The organism is Agrobacterium sp. ES01, assembly GCF_050320885.1.
Taxonomy (GTDB): Bacteria; Pseudomonadota; Alphaproteobacteria; order Rhizobiales; family Rhizobiaceae; genus Allorhizobium.
This window is the reverse complement of the sequence record NZ_JBNQTH010000001.1, coordinates 125215-142512: the sequence shown is the minus strand read 5'-3', so window position 1 is coordinate 142512 and position 17298 is coordinate 125215. Positions and strand designations below refer to the sequence as shown.

General features: G+C 56.9%; 18 protein-coding genes and 1 tRNA gene. 10 read left to right on the top strand and 9 right to left on the bottom strand.

From position 1 onward, the window contains the following. Window positions 1-19: 19 nt before the first annotated feature. Entirely contained in the window at window positions 20-523 is a 504-nt protein-coding gene (locus ACQQ2Q_RS00760; protein WP_428185109.1) for an outer membrane protein assembly factor BamE, read from the bottom strand. A 210-nt stretch (window positions 524-733) separates the two neighbouring features. Between ACQQ2Q_RS00760 and ACQQ2Q_RS00755 the strand changes: the two genes are divergently transcribed. The 7 genes from ACQQ2Q_RS00755 to ACQQ2Q_RS00725 all read left to right on the top strand — a co-directional run bounded on the left by ACQQ2Q_RS00755 (window position 734) and on the right by ACQQ2Q_RS00725 (window position 5323). Beyond that, window positions 734-1339 carry a ubiquinol-cytochrome C chaperone family protein gene (locus ACQQ2Q_RS00755; RefSeq protein ID WP_428185108.1) on the top strand — a complete coding sequence of 202 codons (606 nt, stop codon included), beginning with the start codon at window positions 734-736 and terminating at the stop codon, window positions 1337-1339. Next, complete coding sequence (locus ACQQ2Q_RS00750) at window positions 1336-1899, top strand: YceD family protein (RefSeq protein WP_428185107.1); 564 nt, start codon at window positions 1336-1338, stop codon at window positions 1897-1899. The genes ACQQ2Q_RS00755 and ACQQ2Q_RS00750 overlap by 4 nt, the downstream gene beginning before the upstream one ends. Before the next feature lie 112 nt (window positions 1900-2011). Then, window positions 2012-3058, top strand: coding sequence for a phosphate acyltransferase PlsX (gene plsX / locus ACQQ2Q_RS00745; RefSeq protein ID WP_428185106.1), 1047 nt, complete (start codon window positions 2012-2014; stop codon window positions 3056-3058). Between the two features lie 19 nt (window positions 3059-3077). Beyond that, window positions 3078-4049 carry a beta-ketoacyl-ACP synthase III gene (locus ACQQ2Q_RS00740; protein ID WP_428185105.1) on the top strand — a complete coding sequence of 324 codons (972 nt, stop codon included), beginning with the start codon at window positions 3078-3080 and terminating at the stop codon, window positions 4047-4049. Between the two features lie 108 nt (window positions 4050-4157). After that, entirely contained in the window at window positions 4158-4496 is a 339-nt protein-coding gene (locus tag ACQQ2Q_RS00735) for an integration host factor subunit alpha (protein ID WP_428185104.1), read from the top strand. 122 nt (window positions 4497-4618) lie between these two features. Continuing rightward, window positions 4619-5161, top strand: a complete 543-nt coding sequence (locus ACQQ2Q_RS00730; protein ID WP_428185103.1) for a MerR family transcriptional regulator — start codon at window positions 4619-4621, stop codon at window positions 5159-5161. 85 nt (window positions 5162-5246) lie between these two features. Next, window positions 5247-5323, top strand: a tRNA-Pro gene (locus ACQQ2Q_RS00725). 147 nt (window positions 5324-5470) lie between these two features. Here ACQQ2Q_RS00725 and ACQQ2Q_RS00720 read toward each other — a convergent pair. Both ACQQ2Q_RS00720 and ACQQ2Q_RS00715 read right to left on the bottom strand, forming a co-directional pair. Continuing rightward, on the bottom strand, window positions 5471-5656 hold the full coding sequence (locus ACQQ2Q_RS00720) for a hypothetical protein (protein WP_428185102.1): 186 nt from the start codon (window positions 5654-5656) through the stop codon (window positions 5471-5473). 162 nt (window positions 5657-5818) lie between these two features. Next, complete coding sequence (locus ACQQ2Q_RS00715) at window positions 5819-6037, bottom strand: hypothetical protein (RefSeq protein ID WP_428185101.1); 219 nt, start codon at window positions 6035-6037, stop codon at window positions 5819-5821. 188 nt (window positions 6038-6225) lie between these two features. Between ACQQ2Q_RS00715 and ACQQ2Q_RS00710 the strand changes: the two genes are divergently transcribed. After that, a complete protein-coding gene (locus ACQQ2Q_RS00710) occupies window positions 6226-7266 on the top strand; it encodes an extracellular catalytic domain type 1 short-chain-length polyhydroxyalkanoate depolymerase (RefSeq protein WP_428185100.1) in 1041 nt (346 codons plus the stop codon). Window positions 7267-7279: 13 nt separating this feature from the next. Here the strand turns inward: ACQQ2Q_RS00710 and ACQQ2Q_RS00705 are convergent, their stop codons facing one another. The 4 genes from ACQQ2Q_RS00705 to ACQQ2Q_RS00690 form a co-directional block, all read right to left on the bottom strand. Beyond that, entirely contained in the window at window positions 7280-8581 is a 1302-nt protein-coding gene (locus tag ACQQ2Q_RS00705) for an O-antigen ligase family protein (RefSeq protein ID WP_428185099.1), read from the bottom strand. Beyond that, window positions 8578-10131: an undecaprenyl-phosphate glucose phosphotransferase gene (locus ACQQ2Q_RS00700; RefSeq protein ID WP_428185098.1), complete on the bottom strand. Its 1554-nt coding sequence runs from the start codon at window positions 10129-10131 to the stop codon at window positions 8578-8580. Before ACQQ2Q_RS00700 ends, ACQQ2Q_RS00705 begins: the two co-directional genes overlap by 4 nt. Window positions 10132-10230: 99 nt before the next feature. After that, a complete protein-coding gene (locus tag ACQQ2Q_RS00695; protein WP_428185097.1) occupies window positions 10231-11385 on the bottom strand; it encodes a glycosyltransferase family 4 protein in 1155 nt (384 codons plus the stop codon). Between the two features lie 3 nt (window positions 11386-11388). After that, window positions 11389-11964 carry a polysaccharide biosynthesis/export family protein gene (locus tag ACQQ2Q_RS00690; protein WP_428185096.1) on the bottom strand — a complete coding sequence of 192 codons (576 nt, stop codon included), beginning with the start codon at window positions 11962-11964 and terminating at the stop codon, window positions 11389-11391. A gap of 192 nt (window positions 11965-12156) precedes the next feature. Between ACQQ2Q_RS00690 and ACQQ2Q_RS00685 the strand changes: the two genes are divergently transcribed. After that, window positions 12157-14409 carry a GumC family protein gene (locus tag ACQQ2Q_RS00685; RefSeq protein WP_428185095.1) on the top strand — a complete coding sequence of 751 codons (2253 nt, stop codon included), beginning with the start codon at window positions 12157-12159 and terminating at the stop codon, window positions 14407-14409. Between the two features lie 6 nt (window positions 14410-14415). On the opposite strand, the gene ACQQ2Q_RS00680 is transcribed toward ACQQ2Q_RS00685, so the two are convergent. Together ACQQ2Q_RS00680 and ACQQ2Q_RS00675 are read right to left on the bottom strand one after the other, a co-directional pair. Beyond that, complete coding sequence (locus ACQQ2Q_RS00680; protein WP_428186452.1) at window positions 14416-15663, bottom strand: GNAT family N-acetyltransferase; 1248 nt, start codon at window positions 15661-15663, stop codon at window positions 14416-14418. A gap of 185 nt (window positions 15664-15848) precedes the next feature. After that, complete coding sequence (locus ACQQ2Q_RS00675; RefSeq protein WP_428185094.1) at window positions 15849-16058, bottom strand: DUF2842 domain-containing protein; 210 nt, start codon at window positions 16056-16058, stop codon at window positions 15849-15851. 136 nt (window positions 16059-16194) lie between these two features. Between ACQQ2Q_RS00675 and ACQQ2Q_RS00670 the strand changes: the two genes are divergently transcribed. After that, entirely contained in the window at window positions 16195-17298 is a 1104-nt protein-coding gene (locus tag ACQQ2Q_RS00670) for a COX15/CtaA family protein (RefSeq protein ID WP_428185093.1), read from the top strand.

Below are 17298 nucleotides of genomic sequence, written 5' to 3'. Positions count from 1 at the left end.
TGATTGGTGCTGACCGAGGTTACTGGCCGCCACCAAGAATATTCTTGACGCTGTTGGCGGCACCCGCGCTGCCTCCGGACAGAACCTGCTGCAGGAAGGTGAGGTCCTTGCCGCCGGTCGGTGTCGTGCGCGAAATGTTGTCGAACACCTTGCCATCCTTCATCGAATAGTTGGCGATCTGCGAGACCACGCCATCCTTGTCGAAATAGATCGCAAGGATCTTCTGTTCGACCAGACGCTGCTTCATGAAGGCAACTGGGCGCTCGCGCGTCTGGGAAATGTAGTAGAAGACTTCGCTGTCGAAAGTCGCCGTCGTGGATGGTGTGCCAAGCGACAGCAGAACCTGCTCGCGGCTCGAACCCACTGGAACCAGCGCCAATGCCTGCTCGTCCACGATATAGCCGTTATGGAAGACTTCCTGGGTGGTGCAGCCTGCAAGGATGGCGCTCGACATAAGAAGTCCCGCTGCCGCACCGCGGAAAACGCCCTTGCCCGAATTAAGATACCGAATTTTCAAGCACACGTCTCCCTGCTGCGTTTGACGCCATCGTGGCGGCGCCCGACTTGTTGGGCATATGATTGTGGCCTTTCCGGGGAAAGGTCGCATCGAGATGCCGGTTCGTCCAGACCGATCGCTGTCGGGTCTAAGGGACCGGTAGACCGGTCATCCCGTGCCCAATGCGGCGATGGCATTGCAATTCACGACTGCTTCGGTAAACCAGCTTGCGCAATCATGCAACAACGTGCCGGGTATGGTATGCTCCTTCCTCGGCCAATTCTGGGAAAAACCATTCTGTTCAAGCTGTTTCGCCAGAGAAAGCACAACCAGATCATCGTGGACCGGCAATATGCTGCGCTGACCTCACTTGCGCGCACGCCGTATTTCTACACCGATCTCGATGTTCCGGACACCGTTATGGGCCGTTTCGAGATGCTCACACTGGTACTGATCCTGTTTTTCCGCCGCACGGCAAAGTCTGAGCGCAGCGGCCAGGAGCTTGCCCAGGAAATCATCGATGCATTCTTTACCGATATCGATCATTCGATTCGCGAACTCGGTGTGGGTGATCAGAGCGTGCCAAAGCGCATGAAGAAATTCGCCGGTATGTTCTATGGGCGGCTGGAATCGTACTCCGCTGCGATTGACGCTGATGAGCGAGAACAGTTGGCATTGGCGCTTCGACGCAATATATACCCCGACGCAGGCGCGGGCGCTCCGACGATGGAAAAACTCGCCGCCTGGACTATCGGCGCGGAAAAGGCGCTCACTGCGATCACCGAAGACGAGGTCGCCTCTGGCCATCTCGTTATTCTTGCCCCGGGAGGGGATACTGCATGAAGACCCAAAATCCCAAGGAAGGCGACACGCCGTTCTCATATCTCGTCAAGGTTGGCCATGTATCCGCCAATCCGGTGCAGGTGCATCTGGAAGCGAATGAGGCCGAGCGCGCCGGTCTGGCAGCGCTCTGGAACGTCGAGGCCGTCAATTCACTGTCCGCCGATCTTCAGATCGCACGCTGGAAAAAAGATGGTATTCGCATTCGCGGGACACTGAAGGGCGAGCTGGTTCAGGCCTGCGTCGTAACTCTCGAGCCCGTATTGTCCAGGGTGGATAACGAGATTGAGCAGATCTATGTGCCCGAAGGTTCCAAGCTTGCGCGTATCATGACCGACGACAACGGCGAGATGATACTCGATCCGGAAGGCCCGGATATTCCGGAGGCATTCTCCGGAGATACGATAGACGCTGGCGCTCTCGTCGCCGAATTTGCGGCTCTTTCCATCGATCCCTACCCGAAGAAGCCTGAAGCCGAATTCTCCGACTACATTGAGAGTGATGACGAAAAAGACGCGCGTCCATCGCCATTCGCAGTCCTGAAAGACTGGAAAAAGGATTGATCGCACCTCGCCGGGCTCTCCCGGGAGGCATAAACAAGTTGTCAGTGGCGGCAAAACCGGTATTTTGGCCGAAAAATTCGCCTGCCTTGGCGAACAGGAGGATCAACTCAGCGTGATCAGGATTTCTCTCGATGTGATGGGGGGCGACTTCGGTCCCGAAGTTGTCATACCAGGCGCTGTAAAGGCGCTGGAACGTCATCCGGACGTGAATTTCGTCATGTTCGGTCAAAAAGAAAAGTGCGAGCCCATTCTCGCAAAATATCCCAAGCTCAAGGACCGATATGTCTTTCACGACTGCGAAGTTGCAGTCGCCATGGACGAAAAGCCGAGCCAGGCCCTGCGTCGTGGCCGCTATGTATCCAGCATGTGGCGTTCCATCGACGCGGTGAAGAAAGGCGAGGCCGATGTGTGCGTCTCCGCCGGTAACACCGGCGCGCTCATGGCAATGTCCAAGTTTTGTTTGCGCACGATGGCGACCATCGAGCGTCCGGCAATTGCTGCCATCTGGCCGACGCTCTCGGGTGAGAGCATCGTTCTGGACGTTGGCGCAACGATTGGCGCCGATGCCCAGCAGCTTCTCGACTTCGCCGTGATGGGCGGCGCCATGGCGCGCGCCTTGTTCGAAATCGAAAAGCCGCTCGTTGGCCTGCTCAATGTCGGTGTCGAAGAGGGCAAGGGACAGGAAGAGGTCAAGGAAGCGGGGCGTCTGATTCGTGAGGCCGGTCTCGATTCCCTCGATTATTACGGCTTTGTTGAAGGCGACGATCTCGGCAAGGGCACTGTCGACGTTGTGGTGACCGAAGGCTTCACCGGAAACATTGCGCTGAAGACGGCGGAAGGTACTGCCCGCCAGATTGCAGAATATCTGCGCGCAGCCATGTCCAGGACCTTTATGGCCAAGCTTGGTTATCTGCTGGCCAAGGGCGCATTTGATCGCCTGCGCGAGAAGATGGATCCGCGCAAGGTCAACGGCGGTGTGTTCCTCGGCCTCAACGGTATTGTCATCAAGAGCCACGGCGGCACCGACGCTGAAGGCTTTGCCGCGGCCATTGATGTCGGTTACGACATGGCCCGCAACGGCCTCACCGAAAAGATAGAAAACGATCTCAAAAAATATCATGCAAGCCACCCGTCCAGCGCGGGCCCAGAAGCTGCATAATCTATAGGGTAAGAAACACATGATCCGGTCTGTAGTACGCGGTTTCGGAGCATCGCTTCCGAAACGGGCGGTTCCCAATCGCGAGTTGGAAAGTATTGTCGACACATCCGACGAGTGGATTGTCCAGCGAACCGGTATCCATCAGCGTTACATTGCCGGCGACGGAGAGACGACAGCGTCGCTGGGCGAGGGCGCAGCGCGTGCCGCTCTTGAAAATGCAGGCATGACGGTTGATCAGATCGACCTGATCATTGTGGCGACATCGACACCGGACAACACCTTTCCGGCGACGTCGGTGAATATCCAGCATCGCCTTGGCATGAGCCATGGTTATGCCTTTGACGTTCAGGCCGTCTGTTCCGGCTTCGTTTACGCGCTGGCAACGGCAGATGCCCATATACGCACCGGCATGGCCAAGCGCGTTCTGGTCATCGGCGCTGAAACCTTTTCGCGCATCCTCGACTGGACCGATCGAACCACCTGCGTGTTGTTCGGCGATGGTGCAGGGGCGCTGATTCTCGAGGCGGAAGAGGGCGAGGGCACGATTGCCGACAGAGGTATCCTCACCTCTCAGCTGCGGTCCGATGGCGCAAACAAGGAAAAACTCTATGTCGACGGTGGCCCGTCATCGACGGGTACAGTCGGCCATCTGCGCATGGAGGGTCGCGAGGTCTTCAAGCACGCCGTCGGTATGATCACCGATGTGATCGAGCAGGCGTTCGACGCGACCGGCACAGGTGCCGACGATATCGACTGGCTGGTCCCGCATCAGGCCAACAAGAGAATCATCGACGCTTCGGCCAAAAAGCTTGGTATTCCTGCTGAAAAAGTTGTCATTACCGTCGATTTGCACGGCAATACGTCGGCCGCGTCCATTCCGCTGGCTTTGTCTGTTGCAGCCGGTGACGGGCGTATTAAGAAGGGCGATCTGGTCCTGCTTGAAGCGATGGGTGGCGGCTTTACCTGGGGTGCCGTTTTGCTGCGCTGGTAACCAATTTGCTCGAAATAACGGATTTCAAACAAGCGCTTGACCGCTAGGGCCAAGGGCAATACTGTCCTTTTCATTGATTAATTCTGGCGAAGAGATGGGCTTTATACGATGGCCGGAAAGACTGTTACCCGCGCAGATTTAGCAGAATCGGTGTTCCGCAAGGTGGGGCTTTCCCGCACCGAATCGGCGGAGCTCGTGGAAACGGTAATCGACGAAATCTGCAATGCAATTGTCAGGGGAGAGACCGTAAAGCTCTCTTCCTTTGCCACATTCCAGGTTCGCAGCAAGAATGAGCGCATCGGCCGCAATCCGAAAACCGGCGAAGAAGTTCCGATCTCTCCGCGTCGTGTCATGACCTTCAAGGCCTCCAACGTGCTCAAGCAGCGCATCCTGCGCGCGCATAACGCCCGCAAGGCCAAGCAGAAGCCTGTCAATCCGGCGAGCTGACATTCGCGTAAAACCGATATTTTCCAAAACCTTGGACGAAAGTCTTGAATTACGGCCTCGTGCCCGTTGAAATACGCATGAGTTGCGACGACAGTATGTGCGTCGCAGACAGGAGCGGAACCGTGGACAAGAGCCCTGACGCCTTTCGGACCATCAGTGAGGTCGCAGACGATCTCGATCTGCCGCAGCATGTGCTGCGCTTCTGGGAAACCCGTTTTCCGCAGATAAAGCCGATGAAGCGCGGCGGCGGACGTCGATATTATCGCCCTGACGACGTGGAGTTGCTGAAGGGCATCCGCCATCTGCTCTATGATCAGGGCTACACGATCAAGGGCGTGCAGAAGCTTCTGAAAACCAATGGCAATAAATTCGTCATCGCGGTCGCCAATGGTGATGTCGATGCAATGGAAGCAACGGTTGCTGCCAGCGTTTCCAAGAACAATGACGAACCGCAGTTCAGCACGGCAGACGACGACCAGATCGTCGGCCGCCCCAAGGCAAAGGCAAGCAACCGGTTCTTTGGCTTTGGCGGTGGCCAGGGTGATGATGACAGCGTTGTGGCGAACGCGCGTGGAACAACTGTGGGAAAAGAGGACAGGGCGCTTCTGCAGGAGGCACTTTATGATCTTTTGGAATGCAAACGCCTTCTCGATCAGGTCCGCTAACCACCCTTTTTTGCCCTTGGCGACAAAATTGTCCTTGCGTCATAAAGCCCGAAAGACTAAGTGAAACTTGCTCTCAGGAGCCGGTCGGAATGTAGCGCAGCCCGGTAGCGCACTTGACTGGGGGTCAAGGGGTCGTGGGTTCGAATCCCGCCATTCCGACCATTTAATTCCTTGTTTTACAAGGAGATGTCGTTCTCTCCCCCACAAAGGACCTGTCCTTACGGAGAACGCAATCAGGCTGAGACACAGCGGTGTCGACATGCAGCCTATCTGGATTTCGGAAATTTTTGACCGTCGGTCCAGCTGTTCTCAGCCGAACTGGATATCCCGACGAGCGTTTGCAAGCAGATCCTGCTTTGGGGCATGCTCGCCCAGAAGATTTCGAAGTCGGCGTTCTTCCCGTCCATCAAGTCGGTAACGTTTGCAGAATTCGGCAACACTGAAAAGATCTGCGATATCCGTCTCTGCGGCAATGAAATCGGTGTGATTTTGCATCGGGCATCTCCTGAGGGGCAAATATCAATGCAGCGAGGCTACAATGGTTCCATTGTGCCAATCTTTTCCGATCGTCTCGTTCTGAGGCATTGGTTTCGATCAGAGTCGGATTTCCGGGAAGGCCAGCCGGCAGGGACTAGCTCGCCTTCCCGGCACTGGAGGTTACTCCGTGTCCGAAATTCCGGACATATTGTCCGGCATATTTCCGTCCTTCTGCACAAGAAGGCCTTCTGACATGCTGGTATTTTCCGCCACTATACTGGCCGTCAGGATCGTATCGTCGATTTCCGCCTGAGCGGTCGTCGGCAAATGACCCATACAATCGGCCATGGCGGTTGTCGCAAACAAGCCGAAGGCGGCACCGATGATGATGTTTTTCATGCGGCATTCTCCCCCAAGTCGTTAGCAACCGAATCATAGCGTGGCATGTAATCTGACTCTAATCACAATATGTGGCGAATATGTAATATACGCGACCGCCTTGAAATTGCTGCGATGCAACATTATTTATTGTTACGCGTTGGATATGTCTGGCTTTCGCCAGGGGCGCATAAAGGAGCGTGGAATCCATGCGTATGAAAGTTCCCAAGCTCTTTACCGACGCCATGAGCGGTCGAAGCAAGTGGCAACGCGATATATCGGCCTGGCAGCGAGATATGACCTCCTGGATGCAGGATGCCCCTGCACCTGTCGCCCCCGCACCTTTGAAGAAGCCCCGCAAAAAGCCGGGACGCTTGAAGCAGACCAATGCGTTCGGCAACAATCCCGGCGATCTGACGATGCTGCATTATACACCGCCAAAACTGGCGGTCGGCGCGGCGCTCGTTGTTGTCCTGCATGGATGTGATCAGGCAGCCGAGGATTTCGATGCCGCCAGCGGCTGGAGTGATCTTGCCAACCGGGATGGTTTCGCTCTTCTGTATCCCGAGCAGAAGGCGGGCAACAATCCCAATCGCTGCTTCAACTGGTTTCGTCCGAGTGCTGCCAGTCGCGACCGGGGCGAGGTCATGTCCGTTCGCTGCATGATCGACTATATGCTTGAAAACCATGCTCTCTCGAACAAGCGTATCCACATTTTCGGCCTGTCTGCGGGCGGAGCGATGGCTGCTGCCTTGCTGGCGTCCTATCCCGACATGTTCGCCGGCGGTGCCATCGTTGCCGGCCTTCCTTTCGGCGCTGCGCGCGATGCCATGGGCGCAATGTCGGCCATGAATTCAGGTGCTAGTAAAGGACCTGTCGAGTGGGGCGATCTGGCGCGTGCTGCATCCGACAAGAAAACAGGTTTCCCACCCCTGTCCATCTGGCATGGGGTGAGCGACAGGGTCGTCTCGGTGGCCAATGCAGACGGCCTTGCAGACCAGTGGCTCGATCTCCACGATCTCGACCGCAGCGGTGCAAGCGAATTGAAGGTGGGACGTCAGACGATCCGCCAATGGTCGAATGCGAAGGGTGAAGTGGCTGTCGAGCAGAGACTGATCGACGACATGGATCACGGCCTGCCGGTGTCAGCGCGCAATCTGCTGCAAGCACCCGACAAGCGGTTTTTCTATGATGTCGGCGTCGACGCTGCAACGGTGATGGCCAAGCGCTGGCAACTTGCCGCCAAGTGACTGGCAAACATTCTCAGTCGATGAAATGTGAGCTTCTGGCATAAGGCAGGCCCTGGGAATGGGACGCTCTGCGCGCAGGCTTTGGCACCGCGCCGTTTTTCTGCCAGTTATGTTCCAGCGCGCGGCATCCCCAAATGATCCCCAGCAGCAGATAGACGTGCCGCCAGTGATCGATGTCGATCACGTTGCCAATGCCGACATGCCCCACCACGACGATCCAGGCGATCATCAGATAGGGCTGCCAGGGTCTGTTGCGTAGAAGATAGTGAAATCCGGTCGCAAGCGTCCAGCAGATCATCGCGATATAGGTGACAAAGCCGAGCCAGCCATAGGTCGTCAGCGATTTCAGCCAGATATTGTGCTCATCCTCGGTATAGATCTTGCCAAACGCCATAGGTCCCAGACCGAGTGGGTGTTCCATCGACAGGGCAAAGCCGATCCGGTGGCGTTCGAAACGGCCCAGGTGTCCGGCATCGTAGTCCTGCTCCAGCTGCGCGCGGGTGCTGAAAAGATCTGCGACCTTCTTGGACTGCATGGCGCCGATCAATCCGCCCATCATGATCACGACGGCCACAAGCGTCAGCAGGAAGATGCGCAGGCGAAACACGCCGGTGCGCTCCTTCAACAGCAGAATGAAGACAAGTGCCACTGCGGAAAACAGAAACAGGGCCCAGGCAGCGCGCGAGAACGACAGAAAAACCCCAAGGGTGATGATCAAAAGTCCGACAGCCCGGAAGGGGGCGCCGGCAATGCTCTTGGTCAAGAGCCCATGTATCAGATAGAGCGACGGTGCGATCAGGAAGGGACCGAAGACGTTCGGATCCTGAAACGCGCCCTTGGCGCGGTCATAAAGCGTAAAGACCTCCGCACCCGGGAAGGCATGGAAATAGCCCAGGATGCCAAGTGTCGATGTAATGATGGCGGAGATGACCCATGCGTCGAAGATGATCTTCAGCCGCCTGTGATCATTCTCGATAATGGCCGCGTAGAAGACCGCGCTGAGTGCCAGAAAGATCGATACTGCGATATAGAGTGGCGCGCCCTCAAGATCGTGCATCACGGTGAGTGACATCATGCCACCGATATTGAAGAGCAGCAGAAGAGCCAGAAGCGGCGCAACGGCCCGCGAGATCTTCAGGCCGATCAGAAACCAAAGCGGAATCTGTACTGCCATGAATACTTCGTAAGGCGCGGGCTCGGAGATCACGAAACCAGACAGAAAGACGCCGAAGGCCACCATGGCCGAGCCGATCAGGCCCATTGTCGCAAGATGTGGCCTGGAAACGGGTGGCCTATGGGTCGCGATCGCGCTCAATAGGCATTTTCCGTATTCAGAAGTTTGATCGGGGTCAGGAACAGGATCTTGAGATCGAACAGCAGCGACCAGTTTTCGATATAGAACAGGTCGTAGGCCGTGCGGAACTTGATCTTGTCGTCATTGTCGATTTCACCGCGCCAGCCATTGATCTGCGCCCAGCCGGTGACACCCGGCTTGACGCGATGGCGCGCGAAATAGCCTTCGACGATCTCGCCGAACATCCGGTCGCGCGATTGCGCAAGAACGGCATGGGGGCGGGGCCCGACAAGTGAGAGGTCGCCTTTCAGCACGTTGAACAATTGTGGCAGTTCGTCGATCGAGAGCTTGCGAATATAGCGACCGATTGGTGTGACGCGCGGATCATCCTTGGTGACAACCTTCTTGGCGGCATGGTCGCTCATCTCGGTATACATAGAGCGGAATTTGAGGACGTTGATCTCTTCATTGTTGAAGCCGTGACGCTTCTGCACAAAGAGGGCAGGGCCCTTGGATGTTGCTTTGACAGCGATGGCTGTCGCGACCATCAACGGCCAGAGAAGAAAGAGGGCCAGAAGGCTGAAGAAGATATCGAAAGCACGCTTGGCAACCGAATCCCAGTCTCGGATCGGCTTGTCGAGAATATCTAGCATCGGCACTGCGCCGACATGCGAATAGGAGCGGGGACGGAACCTGAGGCTGTTGGAGTGTGCTGCAAGACGGATATCGACCGGCAGCACCCATAGCGATTTCAACAGTTCGAAAATCCGTCCTTCGGCACTGAGTGGCAACGAGATGATCATCATGTCGATATGGGCCAGACGGGCAAACTCCGTGAGCTCCGGAAATGTGCCAAGCTTGGGGTAGCCGGCAATCACATCTGGCGAACGAGCGGAGCCACGATCGTCAAAGATACCGCAGATGCGGATATCGTTGTCCGGTTGCTCCTCAAGCGCCCGGATCAGATCCTTGGCAGGCTTTCCACCACCGATGATGACGGCACGGCGTTCCATCACGCCATTGCGCGCCCAACGGCGAATGGCAAGCGCGATGAGGTTTCGCTCGCCGAACAGAAACAGTCCACCTGCGCAGAACCAGACCAGATACCAGTCACGCAAATGCGCCTGTCCGGGATGGATGAGAATGAGAACGACAGCAATGATCGCGCAAGTCACCGTCCAGGTGCCGATGACCCTTGGCATGAAATGCATCGGTGCCCGCAACGCCGGGATCTGATAGCAGTCGGCAATCTGCATCAACAAGACTGTGAGCACGCTACCGGCACAAGCGATGCAGAAATGGACGATATAGTCCGTCAGCGTTCCGGCATTCATCACGGTATGCGCTGCAAGACCGATCGCCAGCAGAAAACCGAACTCAAGCAGGCGCAATTGGCCAGTCACGATGATGGGAGAGTAATTGGTATCGCGGAACTGATTGGCGATCTGCCGCGCAAACGGGTTCATCTCGACAGGAGGTTGACGCTGAGCAGAGCCGTCCGCTGCGCTCTCGGAGATTTTACGGCGCAGTTCGCTGGAATCGAAATGCTGCCCGTTGTCCTTTTTAGCCATAGCTGAAAGCCCGCTCCTCGTTCATCAGAGTGCTAGCACCAAGATGCTAAGAAACGTTTATGACGAGTAGGATTAGGCTAAAGATCGAACTGCATTTTATCAGGATGCTTTACTGATGTGTGCCAAGCGTTCCCGGTAGACCGACAACACCCTGTCTGCCATGACCGATGCCGAAAATTGCGAGCGAAACTGGTCTTCTGTCGGCATTGTCTCGGCAATCCATTCGGGATTGGTGATGGCTTCAGACATGGTTCGGGCCAAGGCCTCGACATTGCCGGGCTCGCTCAATGCCTTGCTGTCTCCACCCAACACTTCTGGTATCCCGCCAACCCGAGAGGCAATCACGCCCTTTCCGGCACCCAGCGCTTCAAGCACGATATAGGGCATGGCCTCAGCACGCGAGGGGACAACAACAAGCCTGGACATGGCGAAGGCATCGCGAACCCGCATGGCCGGCAGCATCGTGATGCGTTCGCCAAGACCAAGGCGGTTGCGCAGGTTGTCGTAGGCGTCGAGATCAGGACCATCGCCCACCATCCGCGCCGAAAGAGGACGCCCGACGATACGCTCTGACTCTGCGAAGGCGCGGATGAAGACATCCGGGCCCTTCAGATCACGCATCATGCCGACATAGATCAGATCGGCGGCATTGGCGTTCGTCGCCACCGGCTGAAGATCTCGGTCGGATATTCCGTTATAGATCATCCGCGCAGTACATCGCGGCCGGCCGATCTTCGTTTCGTAAACGCCCTGCTCGTATTTGCACACGAACAGGATGGCATCGGTCATCCGTTCGAGCAGCCGTTCGGCCAAGAAGACGGCTTGTCCCTTCACGGAGGCCTGCTTGAAATGCAGGCTGCCTCCGTGAGGGGAATAGACGCGGGCTACGCAATACCTGTTCACCCGCAACACTGAGCCGATGGTGCGGGCGATAACGCCACCCTTGGCGCCGTGGCCATGCAACACATCAGGCTTCAAACTTTTTATGGTGTCATAACTGGACTTGATCGAGGAAAGGTCCTTCAGGCTGACCGAACGTCGGATGGGAATGCGGGTAAGGCCCAAGGAAAGGAATGGCATGATCTGATCGAAAAGCGCGTCCTCATGGGCTCCACCGGTCGTGCTGTCGCACACAATGCCGACAGCATGGCCCGCCTTGCTGTGCTGCTCAGCCAGATCGCGCACATGGCGGAAAATACCTCCGACCGGCGATCTGAAGCAGTGAATGATGCGAAGAGGCTCACCATATTGCATCTATCAGAAGAGCCGTTCACGGATATACAGCGTATCGCCCGCCATGATGGGGTCTGTGATCGGAACATGACCGGTGTAGCTGTTGCCATTGACGCGCCGCGTAATGTCAACCATCCGCTGATTGGCTCTTGTGGAGAAGCCGCCGGCAACGGCAATCGCATTCTGGACGGTCATGCCGGGGACGTAGGAATACTGACCGGGTTGGCCCACTTCACCCATGATGAAGATCGACCGGTAGCGATCCACCTCGATCGACACGTCGGGGTCACGCAAGAAGCCCTTGCGCAGCTTCTCTGCGATGGTTTTTTCCAGCTGTTGAAGCGTGGAACCGCGCGCTGCGACTGCGCCGATCAATGGGAAGGCGATATATCCCGCCTGATCGACCGTGTAGCTATTGGTCAGGCTCTGCTGTTCGAAAACGGTAATACGCAGGCGGTCACCGCTGTCGACCCGGTAGGGCTGGATCGTTGCTTCATGGAAGACCTTTGGTGCCGGCTTGTAGGATGTACAGCCTGACAGAAGCGCGGCAGTCACAGCCACCATCGCAAAACCAAATTGCCTTGAGCCCGAGATTTTCATTGCGCTTCTGCGCTCCCTGGGTGTGAATTCATTCTCAGTCGTTATCGGTCTATTAGGGTTAATGCCCGGTAAATGCCCAGTGACATCTCTAAGTATTTTCAAAACGAATACTGCTTTGACTGCCAAAGCGATTAACGCTTGGGTTACCATAAAGGTTTACAATTTCAGCACTTGAGTAATGGGAGTGCCGAGATGACGGGTTTCAGCAACGCGCAGCAGGACGTCGATATCGACCTTGCTCAGCTTTTCCGCGCCGTATGGCGCCGGAAGGGGAGGATCCTTGCTGTGACCTGTCTGGTGGGCGGACTGGCCTGTGTCGGCTCAACCTTTATCTCGCCCCGCTACGAGAGCGAGACACGCATCCTGATCGAGCCGAGCGCCACAGGCCTCGCCAGCAATCCCAATATTGCGGCAGCCGAGATGCAGCCGATGCTCGACGAACTCAATGTCGGCAGCCAGGTTCAGCTGTTGAGCTCGGTGGACCTGATCAAACAGGTTGCCCGCGACCTTGATCTCTACCAACTCTCGGAATTCGATCCCGATATTAAGCCGTCAGCCTTGTCGGATGTGCTTGTGCTCCTGGGTATCAAGAAGAACCCGATGGATCTGGCACCTGAAGACCGCGTTGTGAAGAACTTCCAGCAGAAGCTTCAGGTCTATCAGGTCGAAAAGTCCAGGGTTATCGGTGTCAAGTTCAGTTCCAAGGACCCCAAGCTTGCAGCGGCGATCCCCAACAAGATTGCCGAAGTCTACCAATCCTTGCAGAGCGGCGCAAAGCTCGACAGTACATCAGACGCCGCACGCTGGCTGGAGCCTGAGATTGCCAATTTGCGCGACAAGGTCAACGAAGCTGAAAGGAAGGTCGCGGAATATCGCGGCAATTCCGGTCTGCTGCGCACCAGCGATACCCAGAGTTTCGCCACCCAGCAGCTCAATGACGTCTCGCTTGAACTGGCGCGTGTACGTGCACAACAGGCCGACGCGGAAGCCAAGGCCGAAAGCGTGCGGGCCGCAATCAAGGCAGGCAAGCCGACTGACTCGATGGAAGCTGTCGCCAGCTCACCGGTCGTTCAACGCCTCAAGGAAACCGAATCCGGCATAAGAAGCCAGCTCACCGATCTGCAGACAACGCTGCTCGACGGCCATCCGAGGCTGAAAGCACTGCGCGCTCAGCTTGCCGGTATTCGCCAGCAGATTGCCCAGGAGTCCCTGAGCGTTGCATCCTCGCTGGAAAACGAGGCAGGCGTTGCCAAGCTGCGCGAAGCGCAGCTGTTGCAACAGCTGAACCGCGCCAAGGCGGATTCTGCCCAGGCCGTTGAAGATGAGGTGGGTTTGAAGGCGCTTGAGCGTGAAGCCACAGCCCAGCGTCAATTGCTCGAAACCTATCTTGCCCGTTACCGCGAAGCCACCAGCCGTCTCGACAAGGGCGCGAGCCCGGCTGACGCACGGGTTATCTCGAAGGCCAGCGAACCGGCTCAGCCGAGCTTCCCGAAGATTGTTCCCATAACCATTGTCGCTGCCGTTGCAACCTTTGTCCTGAGTGCGATCATCGTGATGCTGAGCGAATTGTTCAGCGGCCGTGCGCTGCGTCCTGTCTACGCCGAGTGGGAACAGGAACCTGCAAGAGACGAGATCCAGCCGGAGCGCCAGATACCGCAGGTGGCCTTATCGGCCGCTCCAGCGGTTGCCGCCCAGACAGAAATGGTGACGCCTGCTCCACCGCCGCTCAGCCGGGAAGCGCATGAAGAAGCAATTCCCGCCAGCATGCTCGATGCCGAACCGGACGAACAGCTTGCCGCAGAAATGGAAAAGAGCGTCTATCTGTCAAATGACGCCTCCGATGCAGAGGATACGGGCGAGTTTTCAATCGGCAGTGTCGCCAGCTATCTGATCGATGAGGACGTGCGCGTCGCATTTGCCATCTCGCCTTCTGGCGATGATGGCTCCACGGCCACCGTCATGCTTGCCCGCGAGATTGCCGAGACCGGTCGACGCGTGATTTTGATCGACATGACCGGCTCCGGTTGTCCGACCGCTTTGATGGCGGCGAATGCCGAGTTGCCGGGCATTACGGATCTGCTGTGCAGCGCGGCAGAATTTTCTGACGTCATGCACCCGGACAGGCTGTCTGCTGCCCATATCGTACCGCAGGGTACAAGCGATATTCGTCAGGCTATGCGCGGAGCAGACCGTCTTTCCATTGTCACCGATGCCCTTGCGGACGTCTATGATCTGGTGCTGATCGAATGCGGTCCGGCAAGACCTGAAGGCGTTGCGCGCCTGAGCCGTAACGGTGCCCATGAGGTCATCGTGTCGGCACCGAACCCTGATCGTGACCTCCTGGCGTCCATCATGGAGCAGTTCGAAAAGGTCGGTTATGGCGACCTGATCTTGATGTGTGCCAATACAGTGGCCATGCCAATCGACGGCCGCCACGCTGCCTGACCGGGTTCAACCGGTCTGGCGCGGTGCTTCTGGCTCTTCATCTGCATAAGCACGCAACCGCTGGATCATCGCATAGAGCTGCGGGTTGCCCTTGATGACAGCCTTGCCTCGCGTGAGGCCCTTCTGGGTAAGAGAACTCAGACGTCCGACCGCACTGATCGGCAGGTAGACGTCATGTTGTATGGTCTCGACCGTACACCAGCGGCGCTTGTATTCCTGGTCGCCGACTCCGAAGTCGAACAAGGCGGCTCCTTCGGCACAATATCGCTCTATCATCAGCCAGAACAGATATTCGCCTGGACTTGCCTCGGCCACCAAATCTTCGTTGATCGAACCGAATTGGCAGATGACATGATCGCCCTTGCGCGACATGCCGGCGATCGCAGCGATCTGTCCGTCATGCTCGCCCTTCAGGCGTAAGGCATGCAATTCCAAGGGTGCATCCTGACCATCGCCGGAGCGCTCCAGCAACATACGGAAGAAGCACTGCGTCTCTGCGTGCTGGAAAACATTGGGAATGCCCAAGGCCTTGAAGCGAACGGCCTTCTGATGGAAAAAGACGTCGATCATCTCCAGTTTTTCAGCGTCGCTGCGGGCAACCACGTAGTCGCAGCCGCCTGCGGCTTCCAGCTTGCGGGTCTGGCCGCGAAATCTCTTGCGGCGTCGCTTTCCATTCAATTGATCGATTGTCGCGTCAAAGTCTGAGAAGAGCGGAAGCTGGAAGGAGTGGTTCTGGTGTTCTATGACAGGAAGACCGAAAAACGGGTTTCGGTCGCCGCGCCAGTCGAGCGGAATGTTCTTCAAACTGACAAGATCGGCCTTGCCCTTCAGGCCGGCGGCCAACGCTTCCGCCAGTGCCTCTGAATCGGCTTTTGTGCAGCGGGCGCGGAAGGCCGGAGCAAACAGTCCGGTGTTGATGTTGTTGAAGCGAGCGCCGATGAATTGCGCTGTCCGCACCATGTTCTGGCGCACGATCTCCAGCGGAAGAATGCAAACGCATTCACCGTCCACTGTGCCGCGCATGATCGCCAACGGATTGCCGTGGGTCTTTGCCCAGGCCAAACACCAGTCGTAACCCTGGTGCAGAGAATTGAGATTGTCGCTTTCAAGCCGCCGCCATTCCCGCTCCAGCGGTTCCATTGCGGAGAAAAATTCGAACTTCACGTCTTCGGCAGACCTTTCATCCTCGAAAGCATGGGGATCGAGCGTGGCGAGCCTGGCAATCGCCACAGGGGCAATCGCCATCACATTCATGTCCAGCGGTGCAAGCGGCACGGCGTATACTCCATAAGAAGCCAATTGCCCGCACTTTAGCGTCGATCATCTAATTTCAATTTACGCCGCCGGGCATGCAATGGAAATCCGCAAATCTCGGTTACCAATGCCTTAACTGCTTGCGTCCGGTTGGCCGAGCATCGCCTTGAAAACCGCTCTATGGCCTATTTTTGAACAGGCCCGGCCATCCATTTGATGATGACCATAGCTGGCAGTATCCACAATACGCCGCTGAACAGAAAATAGAGAAAATGCATCCACCAGGGAGCCGTGGCGAGCAGCGCCGAGGCGATTGACACCGCAAGGACCGCATAGACGAGAACGAGGATGACGATGAGGATCGTACCAATCAGTTTGCGCAGTCGAACGGGCATGATTTCAAATTCCAAGGTGAACACAGGGCAGGGTGGTTGATCAAGATTGAGGGAGCGACCCCTTGCCGCAATCCATCAGGCCTTGTCTTCTAGCGGCACTTGCGCCAAATCAACAGCCATGCAGAAGGAATTTTCCATGGTCAACAGCGCAACGGTCGGCGAGCCGGCAATCATGAACGAGATCAACCGCAGTCGGAATAACCGGCGCGCGATACGGATCTGGCTCGGTATCGTCGTCTTCGCCCTGTTGTGCCTCGTTCTCGTTGGCGGCGCGACCCGCCTGACCAATTCCGGTCTTTCGATCACGGAATGGAAGCCGATCCACGGTGTTATACCGCCCTTGAGTGCGCAGGAATGGGAGGAGGAGTTCCAGCTTTATCAACGCATTCCCGAATATCAGCAGATCAACAAGGGAATGACGGTTGAGGACTTCAAGAGCATTTTCTGGTGGGAATGGGCGCACCGCCTGCTTGCCCGCTCGATCGGTGCCATCTTCGGTCTGCCATTGCTGTTCTTTTGGGTGACGGGACGAATAGAGCAACGCCTCAAATTGCCACTGTTGGGCATTTTCCTCCTGGGCGGATTTCAAGGCTTCGTCGGCTGGTGGATGGTATCGTCGGGCCTGTCTGTGCGCACAGATGTCAGTCAGTATCGGCTGGCAACCCATCTGGTGATCGCCTGCCTGATTTTCTCTGGCTGCATTTGGGTCATGCGCGGATTGTCGCCCCATGCCGATGATCCTGCGCCAACGCGAAATGCCGGTCGATGGGCAATGGCAATCGCAATACTCGCCTTGTTCCAGATTTATCTCGGCGCACTCGTGGCAGGGCTCGATGCAGGTTTCACCTACAACACATGGCCACTGATGGATGGCGCGCTGTTGCCTGGCGGCCTTTTCGTCCAGCAGCCCTGGTGGATCAACCTGTTTGAAAATCCAAAGACAGTCCAGTTCATCCACCGTCTTGGCGCCTACGCGCTTTGGTTCGTGGTGCTGCTGAACATGATCTGCTGCTTGAGAGGCAATGCGGCGACGACCCATACCCGCCGCAGCATGCTGCTCTTCGCCCTGGTCACCGTGCAGGCCATGATCGGTATCGCGACACTTCTCATGCATGTGCCCCTGGACGTCGCGCTCACCCATCAAGGCGGAGCGCTGATCGTGCTGGGCTTTGCCATTGCCCATTGGCGCGCCTTTTCCGGCGAATATCCGCCCGAGGCCGCTGTCGAAGTGCGCAGTTGA